A 16,461-nucleotide genomic window follows, 5' to 3' on the forward strand; every position below is an offset into this window, starting at 1 on the left:
ATGGAACTCCGGTAAGTCGGGATGGACAGGGCCCGGCGCTTAGGCGCCGGACCGTTGCGGATGGATGCTGTCAGTTCGCAGCGGGCGCGCTGGCGGGAGCCTGGCGCCCGGCCGGCGCCGGCTTGCGGCCGGTGGCCGCGGCTGGCTTCGGCGGCACGGTCACGGCGGAGGCCGGGGCCAGCTGGCGCAGCGCGGCACTGGCGCGGGCATCGCCCGGATTGCGGCGCAGGGCCTCGGTGTAGGCCTGCTCGGCCAGGCGGCGGTAGACGTCGCCCAGGTTGGTGTAGCCCACGGCGAAGTTGGGCTTGGCCTCGGTGGCCAGCAGCAGCTCGGCTTCGGCGCGCTTGAGGTCGCCGCGCTTGGCATAGAGCAGCGCCAGGTTGTTGTGCGGCTCGGGCAGCTCGGGAAAGTCCTGAGCCATCTCGCTGAAGGCCTGGATCGCTTCATCCTCGCGGCCGGCCTGGGCCAGCGCCCAGGCGCGCTGGAAGCGGGCCTGCGCATTGCGCGGGTTGGCGGCCAGCACGCGGTCGAAACCCTTGATGGCGTCTTCATAGCGGCGCGCGTTGGCGGCCTGCTGGGCCTCGCCCATGCCCGGGTCGGTCGACTGGACGCCGCCCACCGGCGAGGTCGGCACCGCCAGCGACAGCGGGCCGTTCTGCGCGGACGCGGGGCCTGCCAGCGCCGCGGCCAGGGCCAGCAGCGGCAGGACGGTGCGGGATCCGCGCCGGCGCGCGCGTGCAGCGCAGGCGGCGGAGGCAGCGGGGGCAGCGGAGGCAGCGGAGGCAGCGGAGGCAGCGGAAAGCGGGGAGGGCAGCGGCAGGCTCATTGAGGACGGGTCCGTTATACTCCGCGGCATTCTAGCAAAGCGGCAAGTGCGGCACGAAGGCGCGGCACGAAGGCGATGCCGCGGCCGCCACGGTGCGGCGTCCATGCGCGGCTTTGCGCGCGCGCAAGCTGGCCGGGCCGCGTGCCCGACTCGCGCACCGCCTTCCGGTAAGATATGGGGCGCGACGGCATTGCGCCAGTGGCGGCGCTTGCGCCCGCGGCCGCGGCCCGCGCTGCCTGCCGTGCCAACCCGGCAGACTCCTCTCACCACTCACTTCGTTTCATGCAGCCCCTGAACATCTACAACACGCTCGCGCGTGAGAAACAGCCATTCGTGCCAATCGAACCCGGCAAGGTCCGCATGTATGTGTGCGGCATGACCGTGTACGACTATTGCCACGTCGGCCACGCGCGCGTGATGGTGGTGTTCGACATGGTGCACCGGTGGCTGCGCGCCGCCGGCTACGAGGTGACGTATGTGCAGAACATCACCGACATCGACGACAAGATCATCCGCCGCGCGGTCGAGAACGGCGAGACCATCGGCGAGCTGACCACGCGCTTCATCCAGTACATGCACGAGGATGCCGCGGCGCTGGGCGTGATCCGTCCCGACCACGAGCCGCGCGCCACCGACTACGTGCCGCAGATGCTCGACATGATCGGCAAGCTCGAGGCCAAGGGGCTGGCCTACCAGGCCAGCGACGGCGACGTGAACTACTCGGTGCGCAAGTTCGGCGGCTACGGCAAGCTGTCGGGCAAGTCGCTGGAAGACCTGCGCGCGGGCGAGCGCGTCAGCGCCAACGATGCCAAGCAGGATCCGCTCGACTTCGTGCTGTGGAAGTCCGCCAAGGCCAGCGAACCGCCCGAGAGCAAGTGGGACTCGAAGTGGGGCGCCGGCCGTCCGGGCTGGCACATTGAATGCTCTGCGATGAGCTGCGCGCTGCTGGGCGAGCATTTCGACATCCATGGCGGCGGGGCCGACCTGCAGTTCCCGCACCACGAGAACGAGATCGCGCAGTCCGAGGGCGCCAGCGGCAAGCCCTTCGTCAACCTGTGGATGCACAACGGCTTCGTGCGCATCAACGACGAGAAAATGTCCAAGTCGCTTGGCAATTTTTTCACCATCCGCGAGGTGCTGAAGGCGTACGACGCCGAGGTCGTGCGCTTCTTCATCCTGCGCGCGCACTACCGCAGCCCGCTGAACTACAGCGACGCGCACCTGGATGACGCGCGCCACGCGCTGACGCGCCTGTACACGGCGCTCAAGGACAGCCAGCCCGGCGGCTGCGCGGTGGACTGGGACGAGCCCCACGCGAAGCGCTTTGCCGAAGCCATGGGCGACGACTTCAACACGCCGATCGCGATGTCGGTGCTGTTCGACCTGGCCAGCGAAATCAACCGCACCGGCTCTACCGCGGCCGCGCGCCAGCTCAAGGGGCTGGCCGGCACGCTGGGCCTGCTCGAGCGCGATCCGCATACCTTCCTGCAGGGCAGGCCCGACCACGGCCCGGCGCCTGACGAGATCGAGAAGCAGATCGCGGCGCGCAAGGCCGCCAAGGCCGAGCGCAACTTTGCCGAGGCGGACCGCATCCGCGCCCAGCTGCTGGAAGCGGGCATCGTGCTGGAAGACAAGCCGGGCGGTGCCACCGAGTGGAGGCGTGCTTGAACGCTGCCGCGCGCAAGCCCGCCACCGCCGCGCCGCCCGCCACCGCGGGCCGGGTGAAGGCGGCCGGCCCGCGCCCGGGCAAGGCCGGTGCCAAAGAGGCGCCGCTGCCGGACGGCAAGGACACCAGCAAGGACGCAGGCAAGGAGCCTTCGCGCCCTGCGGGCAAGACCGCGCGCAACGCCAGGGCCGTGCTGCCCGAGGCGCAGGCGGTGCCGCTGCCGGTCGAGACCGTGGTCGACGCAGTGCGCCCCGCCTACTGGGACGAGGCCTGCGCCGACCTGATGAAGCGCGACCGCATCCTGCGCAAGATGATCCCGACCTACGGCCCCGCGCACCTGGTGTCGCGCGGCGACCCGTTCGTCACGCTGGCGCGCGCGGTGGTGGGCCAGCAGATCTCGGTCAAGGCGGCGCAGTCGGTGTGGGAGCGCCTGCACGCGGTCTGCCCCAGGCTGGCGCCGGCGCAATTCCTGCGCGCCGGTCCCGAGAAGCTGGCCGGCTGCGGCGTGTCCAAGCGCAAGGCCGAATACCTGATCGACCTGGCCGAGCACTTCAAGGCCGGCACCGTGCACGTCGCGCAGTGGGCGCAGATGGACGACGAGGCGGTCATCGCCGAACTGACGCAGATCCGCGGCATCGGCCGCTGGACCGCCGAGATGTTCCTGATGTTCAACCTGATGCGGCCCAACGTGCTGCCGCTCGACGATGTCGGCCTGATCAACGCGATCTCGGCCAATTACTTCAGCGGCGAACCGGTCACGCGCAGCGAGGCGCGCGAGGTCGCCGCCAACTGGGAACCCTGGCGCACCGTGGCGACGTGGTATATGTGGCGCAGCCTCGACCCGTTGCCTGTGACGTATTGAGCATCACAACCACAAAATTTAACGGCGGGTGCATTGCGCGCTATCCGGCAGGCGCTAAGATAGCGGCCAAATTCCGGTAGAATGCGCCCCTTCACAGACAGGTACGTGTGATTTTATGAAAACCACCTTCCTGGATTTTGAGCAGCCCATTGCCGAACTCGAGGCAAAGATCGAAGAACTGCGTTTTGTGCAGGACGATTCGGCTGTCGATATTTCCGAAGAGATTTCGCGGTTGGCCGGCAAGAGCCAGCAACTGACCAAGGACATCTATGCCAACCTGACCCCGTGGCAGGTTGCGCAAATCGCCCGCCACCCCCAGCGCCCCTATACGCTGGACTACGTGCGCGAGATCTTTACCGATTTCCACGAACTGCACGGCGACCGCACCTTTGCCGACGATCTTTCGATCATCGGCGGCCTGGCGCGCTTCAACGGCCAGTCGTGCATGGTGATCGGGCACCAGAAGGGCCGCGACACGAAAGAGCGCGCCATGCGCAATTTCGGCATGCCCAAGCCCGAGGGCTACCGCAAGGCCAAGCGCCTGATGGAGCTGGCCGACAAGTTCGGGCTGCCGATCTTCACCTTCGTCGATACCCCGGGCGCATTCCCCGGCATCGATGCCGAAGAGCGCGGCCAGTCCGAGGCCATCGGCCACAACCTGTACGTGATGGCCGGCCTGAAGGTGCCGCTGATCGCCACCATCATCGGTGAAGGCGGTTCAGGCGGCGCGCTGGCGATTGCCGTGGGCGACGTGGTGCAGATGCTGCAGTTCGCCACCTACGCGGTGATCTCGCCGGAAGGCTGCGCCTCGATCCTGTGGAAGACCGCCGAGAAGGCGCCCGAAGCCGCCGAGGCGCTGGGCCTGACCGCGCACCGGCTGAAGGCGCTGGGCCTGATCGACAAGATCGTGAGCGAGCCGCTGGGCGGCGCGCACCGCGACTACAAGGGCATGGCGGCGCTGCTCAAGCGCTCGCTGGCCGAATCGCTGCGCCAGTTCCAGGGCATGAGCGTGAAGGAGTTGCAGGCGCGCCGCTACGAGCGCCTGCTGGCCTATGGCAAGTTCAAGGAAACCGGCGCCCAGGACTGACCCGTCCGCCCGGCTGACCGACAAGGTCGCACAGGCCCTGCAGGCCGGTGCGGCCTTTGTTGTTTCTGGCGGCGCCACGGCGGCGCCGACGGTCGCGGTGGCGTTGTCGGGCGGGCGCGACTCGGTCGCGCTGCTGCACGCGGTGCGCGCGGCGCTTGCACGTGCGGGCGAAGGCGCGCGCGTGGTGGCGCTGCACGTCCACCACGGCCTGCAAGCCGAGGCCGATGGCTGGGACCGCTTCTGCGCCGCGCTGTGCGCGCAGTGGCAGGTGGGTTATTTCGTGCGGCGCGTGTCGGTGCAGCCGGCGGCGGGCGAGGGCGTTGAAGCCGCCGCCCGGCGCGCGCGCTATGCCGCGCTGGCGGCGATGTGCGCCGACAGCGGCGCGCGCCTGCTGCTGTTTGCCCACCACCAGGACGACCAGGTCGAGACCGTGCTGCTGCGGCTGTTCCGCGGCGCCGGCGTCGCCGGCATGGCGGGCATGCCGGCGCTGCGCCCGCTGGATCACGGCAGCGGCGTGATGCTGCTGCGCCCGTGGCTGGACGTGCCGCGCGCCGAGATCGAGGCCTACTGCGCGGCCAACGCGCTGCAGTGGGTCGATGACCCCTCCAACGCCGACGGCCGCTATGCGCGCAACGCGTTGCGCGCGCAACTGCCGGCACTGCAGGCGGCGTTTCCGGCGCTGGCGGTGAATGTGGTGCAGGCAGCCGCGCATTTTGCCCAGGCCGGCGCGCTGATCGACCAGCTGGCCGCCACCGCGCTGGCCAGCGTGGCGCGCGCCGGCCGCGACGCCGACACGCTGTCCGAGCTCGACCTGCCCGGCCTGCGCGCGTTGCCCGCGGCGCAGGCCGATGCGGTGCTGCGCCTGTGGCTGCGCGACCTCGGCGTGCGCGCCCCGTCCACCGCGCGGCTGGCGGCGATGCGCGAGCAACTGGTCGCGCACGCCGGCGGCGAGCCCGCCATTGCGCACGAGGGCCTGGTGCTGCGCCGCTTCCGCGACCGCGTACTGGCCTGCGTGCCGCCGCCGGCGGCGGCGCCGGAACCCGTGACGCTCGACTGGCGCGGCGAAGCCCGCATTGTCGTGCCCGCGTGGCGCGGCGAACTCCATTTCTTCCGCGACGACACTTTCGGCGTGCCCGAAGCCGTGCTGCGGCAGCCGTTGCGGCTGGCCGCGCGCCGCGGCGGCGAGCGCATCGTGCTGCGCCCCGGCGGCCCCGCCCGGGCGCTCAAGCAGGCCTGCCAGGAAGCCGGCATCCCGGCCTGGCGCCGGGCCTGGCTGCCGCTGCTGTGGGCGGGCGATACGCTGGTGCTGGCCGCCGGCCTGGGCATGCATCGCCGCTGGCCCGACGCCGCGCCGGCGCCGCGATGGCGCGTGGCATGGCACCCGCAGGCGCCGGCGCTGCCGCCGCGCTGACCTTGCCGAAGCACGGTCCAAGGCCGTGCGATAGCCGCCGGCATCACATCCGATCTGCCATCCTCGGGCCCCATGTGCCTTGCCTGACCGGGCCGGTTCGTGTATTTTCAAAGGCTTTGCACAATCGCTGGCGTCGACAAGAAGATGGCTCTCATCGTTCACAAATACGGCGGCACTTCGATGGGTTCCACGGAACGCATCAAGAATGTCGCCAAGCGCGTGGCCAAGTGGCACCGCGCCGGTCACCGCGTAGTCGTGGTGCCTTCGGCCATGTCGGGCGAGACCAATCGCCTGCTGGGACTCGCCAAGGAAATTTCGCCCCAGCCCAATCCGCGTGAACTGGACATGCTCGCCTCCACCGGCGAACAGGCCAGCGTGGCGCTGCTGGCGATCGCGCTGCACGGCGAGGACATCGACGCCGTCAGCTACACCGGCTGGCAGGTCCCGGTGAAGACCGATTCGTCCTACACCAAGGCGCGCATCGAGTCGATCGACGACGAGCGCATCCTGGCCGACCTCGACGCCGGCCGCGTGGTCGTGATCACCGGCTTCCAGGGCATCGACGACGACGGCAACATCACCACGCTGGGCCGCGGCGGCTCGGACACCTCGGCCGTGGCCATCGCCGCCGCGATCGAGGCCGACGAGTGCCTGATCTACACCGACGTCGACGGCGTCTACACCACCGACCCGCGCGTGGTCGAGGACGCCCGCCGCCTGGACCAGATCACCTTCGAGGAAATGCTGGAAATGGCCAGCCTCGGTTCCAAGGTGCTGCAGATCCGCTCGGTGGAGTTCGCCGGCAAGTACCGCGTCAAGACCCGCGTGCTGTCGTCGCTGACCGACCCGCTTATGCCGCTCGAGCAGGAAATGCACTCGGGCACGCTGATCACTTTTGAGGAAGAAGACTCCACCATGGAAGCCGCTGTCATCTCAGGCATCGCCTTTGCCCGCGACGAAGCCAAGATCACCGTCCTGGGCGTGCCGGACAAGCCCGGCATCGCCTACCAGATCCTGGGCCCGGTCGCCGACGCCAATATCGACGTCGACATGATCATCCAGAACCAGTCCGTCGACGGCAAGACCGACTTCACCTTCACCGTGCCGCGCGGCGAGTACCAGCGCGCGCTGGCCATCCTGAACGATGGCGTGAAGGCGCATATCGGCGCCGGCAGCGTGTCGGGCGACCCGAAGGTGTCGAAGGTGTCGGTGGTGGGCGTGGGCATGCGCTCGCACGTGGGCATCGCCAGCAAGATGTTCCGCACGCTGTCGGAAGAGGGCATCAACATCCAGATGATCTCCACCTCGGAGATCAAGATCTCGGTGCTGATCGACGAGAAGTACATGGAACTGGCCGTGCGCGCGCTGCACAAGGCCTTCGAACTGGAACAGGCGTGATCCGTTCGTAAGCTTTTCTGGCGACGCCGCAAATTTTGTGTTGAGTCATAGATTTTTCATTGACCAACTTCCGCGGCATCGCTAGAATACGCGCTTCGTTGTGTGGCTCCCTCACACAACGCAAGTTTGGGAGACGTGGCCGAGAGGTCGAAGGCACTCCCCTGCTAAGGGAGCATCCGGGCCAAAACCTGGATCGAGGGTTCGAATCCCTCCGTCTCCGCCAGTCATGGCGAGTGTGGACCCAAGCCCTTGCGGGGGCTTGGGATTCCGCCAAAGAGACACCTTACACCGCTGCACCTTCCGCGTGTCACTTACACCGAGGGAGAAACAGCGATGCACATCACCCGCCGAAACGGCGTCTACTACTTCCGTAAAAAAATCCCTGTTGACCTCGTTGCCGCCTACGGCAAGCGGGAGATCATCTACAGCCTCCGTACTAAAGAACGAGCTACTGCGGCACGCCTCGCATTGCGCGCTGCTGTACACCTTGATGATGAGTTTTGCCTGAAGCGGGGCATACCAACCTTCGAGCATCCGGCAGTACCCTTGCCGCAGCCCGCCGCATCAGCGAGCGCGGAAAGCTCCACATTCGGATCGGCCCCCACGAACCGCAGTGGCGCGAAACTATCTACCCTCATTCCGGTCTGGCGACGAGACAGGCAACCCACGGCAAAAACCGTGGACGCTGTGACTCGCGCTGTGCGAGAGGCCAACGACCCTGACATCCACGCCATTACTCGGCAGAGCATTGTCGCCTTGCGTGACGGCTGGATAGAGGCCGGCAACAGCATTGCCACCACGAACAAGAAGCTGGGCTTCATTCGGCTACTGCTGGGCATTGCCAAGGGGCGGGGCATGATCGAGAGCAATCCTGCCGAGGGTGCAGAGCTACCGCCGCCGAAGCGTGCCGTTGAACTGCGTAAGCCTTACACGACGGGGCAGGCGCAAACCGTGCTGGATGCTACGGCGGGAATGCGCGAAAGCGACCCCGCGATGTACTGGCTGCCCAGGTTAGCGAAGTGGACAGGGGCGAGACTAAATGAACTCCACCAGCTTCGCCGATGCGACCTGATAGAGCGCGACGGCGTGCAGGGCATCCGAATCACGGACGAAGGCGAGCACGCACCCGGCATTCCTATGACCCTGAAGAACGCAGGCAGTCGCCGATGGGTACCGCTGCATCAGGAGCTATCGCACTTCTGGTCATGGGCGCAGGCGCTACCAGAAGGGCCGCTGCTGCCAGTGAAGGCCGATAAGTATGGCAACGTATCGGCAGCTTTCAGCAAGCGATACGGGAAGCTGTTGCGCAACGTCTGCAAGATCAAGGATAAAGATGTTGCGTTCCACTCATGGCGGCATTTGTTTGCGGACAAGTGCCGTGCTGCGGCAGTCGCCGCCGATGTGCGCATGGCCTTGATGGGGCATAGCGAGGGCGGGACCGCTGGTGCGTATGGGGCCGGCGATGGGTTGGCGGCACGCTTGCTGTCCGACGCAGTTAATAGGCTATCGAGTGTAGACCCGATGGGGGAGAAAAGCTGATGTGCTGACTGCAGCGGGCAGGGTGTTCAACCTTAAGCCGAACGAGTATGGCGTCGTTACGGTGGCAAATCCCCGCCTATGCGGGCGCCTGCGCCTCTGGAGGTTCCTCCCCCATCATGGTGGCATAGTGATCGGTGTATTGAGTCCGCTCAAATACCGTCTTGAACTTCGCCAAGTAATAGGCCCCATCATAACCACCGTGATCAAACAGGTTGATCGGATCGGCGTGAGACTTGCGATCCAAATACCTCGCTAGGGGCGTGAATGTATAGTCTTCCGCTTCTAGGGACTTAAGCGCATCTTTGAACTTTTCTTCCTGCTGCGTGAATGCAAAGAAATACTCGAAAATACAACGCATCGCATTGGGCACAGACACTTCGTTGCCATGCCCGTCTCTGACGTCTTTGAGCACCTGCCAGAATGCGCTGTATTCGTTTTTGATAGCCCCCTTGTCCATCGGAAGGACTGCGGTAGTACCATTCTTGAGTACGCGGAAAAACTGACAGTTTTTGGCAGTACCGAGGAGCTTTAATAATTCGTGATAGAAAAATAGGCTGTGTGTAAGGATGAATACTTGCTTCAGCGATTTACTACCTACTGTCCCACCGATGATCTCGTTGACGACAATCGAAGCTATGTCGTAGACATAGTTGTGTGAGAGGCTGGAGATGGGGTCGTCAACAACAACGATTTTCCTGTCGTGAACAACTGGATTCTCCACGTCTAACGCCCCATTGACGTGGGCCAAGAAGTAAAAAAATGAGATTAATGTCTTCTCTCCTTCGCTTAGCGACCGGTATTCGTCCACCCCTTCGCCAGGGCGTTCTAGACAATAGAGGTTGCCGGCCCCTTCTTTCTTCTTGATCTGGAATGCCAATACGCCCAAGCTCCGCAATCGCTTGTTGATTGCCTCTACAGCATGGTCCGTGTTCACATTTTTTTTTCTCAACTCAGCCAGGCGATCCTGAAGGGCAACCATGCGGAGCCTGTGCTCCTCCGACTGGCGGTCAATCTCCCCAACATCGGTATTAATGGCCGCCTGGATAGACGAGTAGGTGTCAATCGCCGGCGCGTAGTCGTGTCGCATGCGTTTCCAGAAGTCGGTATGGACCTTCTTTCTTTCAGTGGCGCGATTTCTAATGCGATCATTGTATGTTTGGATGCGAGCATTGACATCGGTAAGCGCCTGAGAAAGCAACTTCACGGCGTCGCTTGACAACTTGATAGCTACGACCTCGCCCGGACGTTCCTGCTTGGTTCGCATCGTGGCAAGATTGGTGAGTAGCTGCAGTTTGAGTTCTGCCCACCGCTGCTGAAACATCTGGTGCTCCAGTGCGAATGACTCCTCACGTAAGATGGTTTCTACGGCAGTCTGGACCGCTTCAATCGCAGCGGAATAATCCCGTACCAAATCACCGATGCTCTCCACCTGCTTTCGGTATACGCCATCGATCAACACGGAGAGTTCATCCGTAAAGTTGTGGGGTAGCCCCTGCTGGCAGAACGGACACACGTCTTTGGAGAGGTACTTGCGGCCCTGACCGATCCAGTCGATGTTCCCCAATTCGTGGATCAATGCTGACAGAGAACTTTCGGATGATCCAACAACCGCAGTGCCCCACAGCAAGTCGCCTTCTACGCTCGCAAGTTGGGAGAAATCTATCGATCGTTTTTCTTTCGCCTCCGGTTGATTGCCTTCTAAGTCCTTCAAGCGCGCCGACATGTCTTCGATAGTGGCCGGCACTTCGCCTTCAGTCAGTTTCACCCCAGCCAACTGGTCGAACAGTTTTTGCTTTGAGTTCCCATAGCCTGTTGTGCAAGCCTTGAGAGGGCCATCACTATAATTTTGGTAGATGCCCCAGGTTGCGTTGCTGGCGGTTTGTAGCGCCCTTTTACCATCATCCGTACGGCGCGCCCTTTGCTCTTTCAGAGTTTCACGAAGGCGAGCAAGTTCGTCGTATTCTTTTTGTTTTTCCTCTTCCTCCTGTAGGGCACTGGCATCTTTTTCGCCAATGGTAAAGATTCCGGGAAACTCCGCCTTGCCACGGAAGTTCCGATCCACAAACTCGTCGTTGTATACCAAATAGCAGTAGGGCCCTTGACCTGTTACCTCTAGTGCGCAGTCAGCGTATGGTTCTCGGTTGTTTCCATTGCGATGAATAACTTCCCCAATGGTGGATTTTCCGGCACCATTAATCCCATAGAACAATGCCACGCGCTTGTTATCAATCGTGATCGTATGCGGTTCATCCTTCGGAAAGCTCTTGACGCCCTGAATAGAGATGGTTTTGATCATACAATCCTTACCTTGACCCAAGTTGTAGTGGTCGGCCCGCCTCCGTGCACCTTGGGCAAGAAAGCCCCTGGGTCTACGAGGACCGTTGAAATCTCTTCATTTATAAGCAGACAAGTACAGCTATTTATAAACCGATTTTCCGATCTGCGCCAGTATCAAAAGCGCCTTTAGTGCATGCGAGCAATACCCTGTGGAGGCGCCAACCAAAATTTGCATTGCCTATTTGCGGGCAGTCACGCCGTGCACGCGAGGTCGATTCCCCCCGTATGCACCCTCCCGAACGTGCCCGCAAATCGACGCGAGCACGCGCATGAAACGCGTAGCACCCCCCCGCGCCCCACATGAAACGCGTAGCGCGCCTAGCCGTAGTGGCTGGCCCGGCGATACGCCCACCAACACGCCAGAGCGGCTGGAGCGGGTAGTGGTCTGTTCTGGCTCAATACGGTGTACCGCAACGAGCTAGACAGACGCGGCTTGCGGCATGGATTAATAGGGTTGACCGTATTTGAGCTAGTTCGTACTATTGAGCCAGCAACCCATTGAGCCAAGGAGCCAGCATGAGCCACAGCAACTCACGTCGCCTGTACTACGGGCGCGTCTCCACCATCGACGGCCAGAGCAGCGCAAGCCAGTACGCCGACGCAGCAGCGCATGGTGTAGCCTCAGACGACGTGTTCATAGACGAGGGGGTGTCGGGCTATCACATAGCGCCGGCTGACAGGCCGCAGTGGCAGCACGTTGAGCGGGACTTGCGCAAGGGCGGGGTACTGGTGGTGCGCTGGCTGGACCGTATCTCGCGTCGGTATGACGAGTTGCACGCCACGATGCGCCGCCTCATGGACAAGGGGGTGCGGGTGGAATGTACGCTGAACGGGATGGTGTTCGACGGCGGCGCCACGGACGCAATTGCCAAGGCCACGCGGGACGCGGTGCTGGCATTCATGGCTGCCCAGGGCGAGGCGGATTACCTGAACCGGCGAGAGATGCAGCGCCGGGGGATCGAGGAGGCCAAGCGTACCAGCCCGGACAAGTACAAGGGCAGGGCACGGGCCGCCGACGCCGCCACGGTTGCCTCATGGCGTGCCGAGCACGGCGCGAGCATCGCCGCCACGGCGGAGCACTTCGGGATAGGCGCGGCCACGGTCAAACGGTACTGTGCGGAAGCGCAGGGATCGCGCCCGGACTGACGGCGCATGTAATCGGGAGCGGGTGCGCGCACGGCTGCGCCCCTCCCGTACAGATTGTTGTAAACCCGCGACTCCACGTCCTGTTACAAAAAAGTGCGGCAGTGAACACAATGGTGGATGCGCACGGGCGGCCCACCTGAGATTGTCCCTCACTTCACCTACCCGGAAACCCGCGTGGTTGAGCCATTTCCTTCATTTTCCCTGAATACATACAACGTCGGTCCGACAGGAAATCTCGGTGTCACCTGCCTTGCAGTGTGCCCGCCGTGGGTACATCGATTGCCCTTGATGGGGGTGATGAGGGGCGCCTAGGATGCGGACCTCGCGTAGACAAACGCGAACGGGCTTGGCCGCTCGGGATCAATAGGCGCACTGCCGCCATGCGCGGCATTATCATTTGTGCGTTGCCTCCGCACGCCCTTTCAATGGCGGGCCGGGGCGGGGACACCTTCGGGTGTGCCGGTTTCCTATTGACCGGTCGGCCAACCCCGCCTTCGGTCCGCCGCCCGTATCTTGGCCGATGCACGGCGGACCTCCACTCATTCAATAGGAGGCCGCACCATGCGCCGCGCAGTTCCCCATACCGCCCAGCAAATCCCCGCCAACGCTTACAGCCAGGACGAGCACGACGCTGCCTATGGCCTCGGCCAGTTCGGCGCCGAGCACTGGCTCGCAGCACGCAAGGCCATGCCTGCCGGTGCCGTCCTGGCGGATTGGCGCAATCAGTGCGCGAGGGATTTCCTCAGCAGTATGAGTCCGGAGGGGCAGGGGTTGCTTCCGTCAATGCTGGCCGGATTCGATGCCGAGGCAGAGGAGCGTTACCCGTTGGGAGAGTTCGGCGCGGCGCAGCGTACTGCTGCCGCTGGGGACATGGTGCTGTGCATTGACGCGGAGGACGCCGACGAATGGCTCACGCTTGGGAAGGCGTACCGTGTCCATGCGGTAGTTGGCAGCGCGCTGGTCATTACGGACGACAGCGGCGACACGGCAGGGCGGCACCACGCATCGCACTTCGTGATTGCGTGAGGGGGCGGGTCGAGATGAGGCATTGTGCGGGCGGGGCGGCGACCCCATGTACCCCAGCACTGGCGGAGTATCTGCCGATGGAGCAGAAATGAACGAGAAGAAGGGCACGAAGGACGCGCACGCAGCCCCGCGCCGCGGACGGCCAGCGGGCAGCCTTGGACTGCCGCCGCATCTGCGGCATTACCAGAAGTTCGGGCAGCACATAGGGGCTGCACGCCTCACGAGGGTTCTTTGGGAGGCTGTCCATAACGACGCCGCCGTGATGCGGTACATCGCAGCCAAGTGCAAGGACGCCGAGCGATTCGCGGCTTGGGAGCGCGGTCAGCGACGATACACGGTCGAGTGTCGATGCGCCAAGGTATTCGCCCACCCGGTGTGGGGAGAGCAGCAATGCGGCAGCCAAACCCGCCTCGTGCGGGACGGAAGCTGCGCGGCCTGCGCTGAGAGGCGAAGCCCTGCCAAATGGACGGCGGATGGCCAGCTGGACAGGTTGGCGATGATGCAGGACAGGGCGGCGGCGGGCCTGCCACAACATCGTAGCCGGGACTACTGGCTCGGCCAAAAGGATGCCGAACGGGCGGAGCGTGCCGGCGAGTTCCGCGAGGTGCAGCACGGCAAGTACACAGCCCGGATTTACCCGACGGGGCGGCTTGAAGTGCGGGATGACTGTGGCTGGCGCACGGACGACCTTGCCAAGTTGGCCCGCGAGCAGGGGGATGCGTTCTTCCGCTTTGCCCAGGGCGAGCCTGACCTAGTAGCCGTCATGGCGGATGCCGGGTGGTCTGTATGAATAGGCGAACGCGCCAGTTCACGGGCGCGCCCCTACCATACGGCAGATAAAATACCGCTCGTTAGAGTTTTGCAGTTGTCCTTATAGTCCTTATAGGAGACTTGCAAAAGTATTGGAAAAAGCACTTTTATTATGAGCCACATGAAGCCCATGTTCTTCGTGGATGCGGCGGTTGGTTCCGGTAAAACGCGGGCCATGATCGCCAGCATTGTTCAGGACGACAGCCAACGAAACTACCTTATCGCGTCCCGAACCATCCAGCTTCTCAAGCAGACGGCTGGTGACTTGCGAGCCGCGCTTGCTCAGGCGGGCAGCACTCGCAGTGTCGTGGAAGTCCACACGGGAAACACGTCCTCCGGCGAGGGAGGCGTTCGTGCAGCTGCACTGTCCGCCGTCAATACCCGCACCGGGCGGCAGGGCGTAATCGTGCTAGTCACCACGGCGACGTGCCTGGAGCTGGTGCCCAACATCAAATCCAAGTGCAATTGGGCATTGGTGATGGACGAGGCATTCGAGCCGGTGGAGTTTAGCAAGTACACACCCGGCGACAATCCTGAGCGGCGGCGCGTCGAGGCGGACTATCTGGCCTCCGTGTTCGACATTGACGAGAGCACCGGAACACTTACGGTGCGGGCCGGCATGCTAGAGCAAGTCGAACGGATTGCAGCAGGCAGTGCCGGCGACTACTTGCTCGGATTGAAAGCCGTTGCGGCGCTGGTGCGCCGGCCCTCCAGTCGCGTTTCTGTGGTGGCACCGAGTGACATTCAAGCCCTGAAAGACAACGCTAGTTCGCTGTCGAGGGAAATCGGCTTGGCAGCCGTTACGCCGCCTGACGAGTTCCGCGACTTTGACGAGGTGATCTTCCTTGCGGCGTTGTTCGAGGACACCATGCTCGCCATCCTGTGGACGCGAGTGTACTGCGTGGACTTCCAGCGGCACGAGGGGATCGTCTCTAAGCTGAACCCCGACCGGAACACTCACGTCACGCAGGCCCGCAACCTGTACTTTGGCTACCTCCTTCACCCGGAGGATCGGGCAACGCGGACGAACTTGGAGAAGCATTTCGAAACCGGCGAGGACAGTGCGGCGCCGGGCTATCGGGTTATCGACTGGTGTGTCCGCGCAGTCGAGAAGTTCTTCGAGGACATTCAAGTTGGTCGCGGCACCAGAGACGAGCCTTGGTTGCTTCAGATGAACGGCAGGTACACCGACAAGCATTCGCCCGAGGGCGCACCTTGGCGATTGATTCCGGCTGTTGCGCACGGTCTGAACTCCTTTCAAGACTCGCACGACATTGCGGCACTGGCCGTGACGAACTTGAGCACGCCACAGTTGCGATGGCTGCGCGACCTGATCCCCGGACTCGGAAGCGATGACGCAATGCGGGCGCAGCGAATGCCTACCATCTACCAAGCCGTAGGTCGCTGTTCACTGCGTGACATGACCTCGGACGAGGCGAACTTCGTGGTCGTGTTGGGCAAGGACGATGCCGAGTACCTGCATCGGACATTCGCGGGGTCAACCTTGCTGGGCCAGATCAACGGCGCGGATGGCAAGCCGCTGCGAAGGCTGACGGTGCCGCCACGACAGTCCAAACCAGCTTGGGTGTCGGCCCGTGTTCAGGAGTTCTTCGCGGGGTTGCCGGCGAGCACAGTGAGTGTGCAGAAGCGGGAGCTTAACGCGCACCTTAAGGCCTGCGAAGCGGAAGATAGGGCGAGCGTGACGCCGCAACTTGCCAGTCCGCTGACGAGTTCGGACATTTCGCGGGGCATTGCCGCCGCTCTGTCGTTGGGGGTTGGGTGGCATCAGCCAGGAGGAAGGGCCTACCGCTATGAACGCTGCTGATTGCCGCGCTGACAAACACGAAGGCCGGCAAGTCTCCGGGCCGGTAACCGGGCCGGCTCCGCTCACTCGGTAGCAGGCGCAAGAGCCTTCAGCGCCATCAGCGCGTCCACCAGCTTCTCGGCGTCCTGCCGCTCGTCCACGTACACTTGTGCCAGTGTCCGGCCTTGAGCCGACCTCGGCTCGACCACGTACCAATGCCCCTTCATCGACACGCGGTTCAGCAGCTTCGCCTCGGCCATTGACCTGTAGTACACCCGCGTGACGTCCTTGCGGTAGCTAGAGACGGTCCCAACGCCCGTGTCGAAGGACGAGCCGCTGACACCCTCACCGAATTCGACGTAGGCATCCGTGACTCGCACGTAGTCTGGGCGTTTGCTTTCAGGCTGTTCGTAAAGGACGCGCTCAACAATCTTCTTTGGGTCGCCATTGACGAGGCCGGCTTTGTAGTCGGCTGGCACGTAGGCGCATGCCGCAAGCATCAGAGCGGGGATTAAGGCAATGACTCTCATTTCATTTTCGTGTTGTGGG

13 protein-coding genes and 1 tRNA gene are annotated in these 16,461 nt (G+C 63.6%); 11 read left to right on the forward strand and 3 right to left on the reverse strand.

What is annotated here, in order from left to right:
* Positions 1-70: 70 nt before the first annotated feature.
* Positions 71-826, reverse strand: a complete 756-nt coding sequence (locus CBM2594_RS06980; RefSeq protein WP_232346574.1) for a tetratricopeptide repeat protein — start codon at positions 824-826, stop codon at positions 71-73.
* A gap of 282 nt (positions 827-1,108) precedes the next feature.
* On the opposite strand from CBM2594_RS06980, the gene cysS reads away from it, so the two are divergent.
* The 7 genes from cysS to CBM2594_RS07015 all read left to right on the forward strand — a co-directional run bounded on the left by cysS (position 1,109) and on the right by CBM2594_RS07015 (position 8,789).
* Entirely contained in the window at positions 1,109-2,494 is a 1,386-nt protein-coding gene (gene cysS, locus CBM2594_RS06985) for a cysteine--tRNA ligase (RefSeq protein ID WP_116356199.1), read from the forward strand.
* Complete coding sequence (locus CBM2594_RS06990; protein WP_198048107.1) at positions 2,491-3,354, forward strand: DNA-3-methyladenine glycosylase family protein; 864 nt, start codon at positions 2,491-2,493, stop codon at positions 3,352-3,354. The genes cysS and CBM2594_RS06990 overlap by 4 nt, the downstream gene beginning before the upstream one ends.
* Before the next feature lie 115 nt (positions 3,355-3,469).
* Positions 3,470-4,441, forward strand: coding sequence for an acetyl-CoA carboxylase carboxyltransferase subunit alpha (locus tag CBM2594_RS06995; RefSeq protein WP_025582220.1), 972 nt, complete (start codon positions 3,470-3,472; stop codon positions 4,439-4,441).
* A complete protein-coding gene (tilS, locus tag CBM2594_RS07000) occupies positions 4,407-5,852 on the forward strand; it encodes a tRNA lysidine(34) synthetase TilS (protein WP_373457569.1) in 1,446 nt (481 codons plus the stop codon). Before CBM2594_RS06995 ends, tilS begins: the two co-directional genes overlap by 35 nt.
* 144 nt (positions 5,853-5,996) lie before the next feature.
* On the forward strand, positions 5,997-7,250 hold the full coding sequence (locus tag CBM2594_RS07005) for an aspartate kinase (RefSeq protein WP_092313717.1): 1,254 nt from the start codon (positions 5,997-5,999) through the stop codon (positions 7,248-7,250).
* 129 nt (positions 7,251-7,379) lie between these two features.
* A tRNA-Ser gene (locus CBM2594_RS07010) sits at positions 7,380-7,473 on the forward strand.
* 110 nt (positions 7,474-7,583) lie between these two features.
* Positions 7,584-8,789: a DUF6538 domain-containing protein gene (locus tag CBM2594_RS07015; protein ID WP_147310413.1), complete on the forward strand. Its 1,206-nt coding sequence runs from the start codon at positions 7,584-7,586 to the stop codon at positions 8,787-8,789.
* Between the two features lie 76 nt (positions 8,790-8,865).
* On the opposite strand, the gene CBM2594_RS07020 is transcribed toward CBM2594_RS07015, so the two are convergent.
* Positions 8,866-11,085 (reverse strand): AAA family ATPase, encoded by a 2,220-nt coding sequence (locus CBM2594_RS07020; protein WP_116356202.1) that lies wholly within the window; start codon positions 11,083-11,085, stop codon positions 8,866-8,868.
* Positions 11,086-11,642: 557 nt separating this feature from the next.
* Between CBM2594_RS07020 and CBM2594_RS07025 the strand changes: the two genes are divergently transcribed.
* The 4 genes from CBM2594_RS07025 to CBM2594_RS07040 all read left to right on the forward strand — a co-directional run bounded on the left by CBM2594_RS07025 (position 11,643) and on the right by CBM2594_RS07040 (position 15,933).
* Entirely contained in the window at positions 11,643-12,272 is a 630-nt protein-coding gene (locus CBM2594_RS07025; protein ID WP_116356203.1) for a recombinase family protein, read from the forward strand.
* Positions 12,273-12,833: 561 nt separating this feature from the next.
* The gene (locus CBM2594_RS07030) at positions 12,834-13,298 is read left to right on the forward strand and encodes a hypothetical protein (protein ID WP_116356204.1); all 465 of its coding nucleotides are present in this window, start codon (positions 12,834-12,836) and stop codon (positions 13,296-13,298) included.
* 88 nt (positions 13,299-13,386) lie between these two features.
* On the forward strand, positions 13,387-14,088 hold the full coding sequence (locus CBM2594_RS07035) for a hypothetical protein (RefSeq protein WP_116356205.1): 702 nt from the start codon (positions 13,387-13,389) through the stop codon (positions 14,086-14,088).
* Positions 14,089-14,229: 141 nt separating this feature from the next.
* Positions 14,230-15,933 (forward strand): hypothetical protein, encoded by a 1,704-nt coding sequence (locus tag CBM2594_RS07040; protein WP_147310414.1) that lies wholly within the window; start codon positions 14,230-14,232, stop codon positions 15,931-15,933.
* A 62-nt stretch (positions 15,934-15,995) separates the two neighbouring features.
* Here the strand turns inward: CBM2594_RS07040 and CBM2594_RS07045 are convergent, their stop codons facing one another.
* Positions 15,996-16,442, reverse strand: a complete 447-nt coding sequence (locus CBM2594_RS07045; protein WP_147310415.1) for a hypothetical protein — start codon at positions 16,440-16,442, stop codon at positions 15,996-15,998.
* Positions 16,443-16,461 lie beyond the last annotated feature (19 nt).

Origin of the sequence: Cupriavidus taiwanensis (assembly GCF_900249755.1) — a bacterium.
Taxonomy (GTDB): Bacteria; Pseudomonadota; Gammaproteobacteria; order Burkholderiales; family Burkholderiaceae; genus Cupriavidus; species Cupriavidus taiwanensis_D.

What these genes read in the sequence shown, in the direction of transcription:
- CBM2594_RS06980 (WP_232346574.1), bottom strand. Translation starts at nt 826, where the DNA reads ATGAGCCTGCCGCTGCCCTCCCCGCTTTCCGCTGCCTCCGCTGCCTCC.
- cysS (WP_116356199.1), top strand. Translation starts at nt 1,109, where the DNA reads ATGCAGCCCCTGAACATCTACAACACGCTCGCGCGTGAGAAACAGCCA.
- CBM2594_RS06995 (WP_025582220.1), top strand. Translation starts at nt 3,470, where the DNA reads ATGAAAACCACCTTCCTGGATTTTGAGCAGCCCATTGCCGAACTCGAG.
- tilS (WP_373457569.1), top strand. Translation starts at nt 4,407, where the DNA reads ATGGCAAGTTCAAGGAAACCGGCGCCCAGGACTGACCCGTCCGCCCGG.
- CBM2594_RS07005 (WP_092313717.1), top strand. Translation starts at nt 5,997, where the DNA reads ATGGCTCTCATCGTTCACAAATACGGCGGCACTTCGATGGGTTCCACG.
- CBM2594_RS07015 (WP_147310413.1), top strand. Translation starts at nt 7,584, where the DNA reads ATGCACATCACCCGCCGAAACGGCGTCTACTACTTCCGTAAAAAAATC.
- CBM2594_RS07020 (WP_116356202.1), bottom strand. Translation starts at nt 11,085, where the DNA reads ATGATCAAAACCATCTCTATTCAGGGCGTCAAGAGCTTTCCGAAGGAT.
- CBM2594_RS07025 (WP_116356203.1), top strand. Translation starts at nt 11,643, where the DNA reads ATGAGCCACAGCAACTCACGTCGCCTGTACTACGGGCGCGTCTCCACC.
- CBM2594_RS07030 (WP_116356204.1), top strand. Translation starts at nt 12,834, where the DNA reads ATGCGCCGCGCAGTTCCCCATACCGCCCAGCAAATCCCCGCCAACGCT.
- CBM2594_RS07035 (WP_116356205.1), top strand. Translation starts at nt 13,387, where the DNA reads ATGAACGAGAAGAAGGGCACGAAGGACGCGCACGCAGCCCCGCGCCGC.
- CBM2594_RS07040 (WP_147310414.1), top strand. Translation starts at nt 14,230, where the DNA reads ATGAAGCCCATGTTCTTCGTGGATGCGGCGGTTGGTTCCGGTAAAACG.
- CBM2594_RS07045 (WP_147310415.1), bottom strand. Translation starts at nt 16,442, where the DNA reads ATGAGAGTCATTGCCTTAATCCCCGCTCTGATGCTTGCGGCATGCGCC.